The 1,376-nt window shown below is 45.5% G+C and carries 2 protein-coding genes; both read right to left on the minus strand.

Annotated features, from left to right (window positions below):
• Positions 1-172: 172 nt before the first annotated feature.
• Entirely contained in the window at positions 173-595 is a 423-nt protein-coding gene (locus tag DS742_RS27815) for a hypothetical protein (RefSeq protein WP_117420154.1), read from the minus strand.
• 68 nt (positions 596-663) lie between these two features.
• On the minus strand, positions 664-1,221 hold the full coding sequence (locus tag DS742_RS27820) for a TetR/AcrR family transcriptional regulator (RefSeq protein WP_117420155.1): 558 nt from the start codon (positions 1,219-1,221) through the stop codon (positions 664-666).
• Between the last annotated feature and the right edge of the window lie 155 nt (positions 1,222-1,376).

Below are 1,376 nucleotides of genomic sequence, written 5' to 3' on the forward strand. Positions count from 1 at the left end.
GACATTTCTTAGCTGGACTTTATATACATTCATTTTTCATCCGTCATACAGAACCCAAAGCTCCGTACCATGGTCCGCCCAGAGCTAATGAAACGACTGCTCTCCCACTCCCCTGCACTGTAGCAGAAATCGATACGGCCGGCTGGAACTGTCCGTCTCCCTGCTCATCGAATCATCCGGACGCTGTCAATACCTCTCTACCCAAATTACGTCCGAACAATAATCCGGCCATTAAAAGTGATGCACCCAAGCCGGTATAAAAAACCGCTATAAACTGTTCCGGTGCCAATCCGCTCGACCGCAGACCTATCCCGCCGGTCATCATTACCGCCATAACAGCAAACGACTTTCCATCAAAAAATTTAAGAAAAAAATGCCTTTCTTCCACATAGGAACGGATTCTGGCCGTATGCTTTTTCACAAGCCTTCCAAAAATAAACTTCTGAAACACAGCAAAAACCAGAGCTGATAACAGAAAATTCCGCACAGACCGATACGGAAGGTACGAAATCAACCCTATGCGAAGAATATTAAATCCTGCAGCGCTCCACACAAGACAGGCGAGAAGCAGCAGAGTATTTCTTTTTACTTTCATAATCTACCTTTCTTGACTGAACAGTGTTCATTTTATGTAATAAAAAACTCCCACACCCGGTGGGAATTCTAATAAAGAGTTCGGCACACGATTTCCAGCACAGCACCTGGATCATAGTCCTGTCGCAGCAAAGCGGACAGCATCAAAGAAAACAGCACCTCTGCAAATTTCTCCGCGGTAAACTGCTCGTTGAAAGCATCCGGCCGAACCCTCGCATCCCGCTTCAGGACAGAACACAACTCTTCTGAAACATGTTGCCAGGTTTGCTCCATTCGCCGCTTTCCATCTGACTTATCCTCCCTCATGAAGCCCAGAGAATGGAGTGTAAAAAAACCAGGATACTGCCGGCAGCCATATTCCATTCTTCCATACATCCAGGCAATACATGCCTGCGTATCCTGAAATACGGTGCCATCTTCCGGACGGTGAAAAATCTCACACCAGACACTTTCCACCGTTGCTCCCACCAACGCCGTTTTGGAATCGAAATAGTTATAGATAGACCCCACAGACACACCACAGGCAGCCGCAACAGAACGAATGCTGACCGCTGACCACCCCTGCCGCTGAATCAGTTCCCGGCTGGTTTTCAAAATTTCTTCTTTTGATGTTACAATATGATTCAATTTATCACCTCAATATGAACAATGTTCATTATATAATTAATTTATTGCTCTGTCAAGAAATTGCAGGAAATGTCCGCACCTCCCTATCGTTCAACCATTTTTTCCATTCCACTCCCCGGAATCCCTTCCACAATAATTAAACCCGAATTATTCAT

The sequence above is a fragment of the Lacrimispora amygdalina genome (assembly GCF_003432035.1).
In the GTDB taxonomy this organism is placed as follows: Bacteria; Bacillota; Clostridia; order Lachnospirales; family Lachnospiraceae; genus Lacrimispora; species Lacrimispora amygdalina.

What these genes read in the sequence shown, in the direction of transcription:
- DS742_RS27815 (WP_117420154.1), bottom strand. Translation starts at nt 595, where the DNA reads ATGAAAGTAAAAAGAAATACTCTGCTGCTTCTCGCCTGTCTTGTGTGG.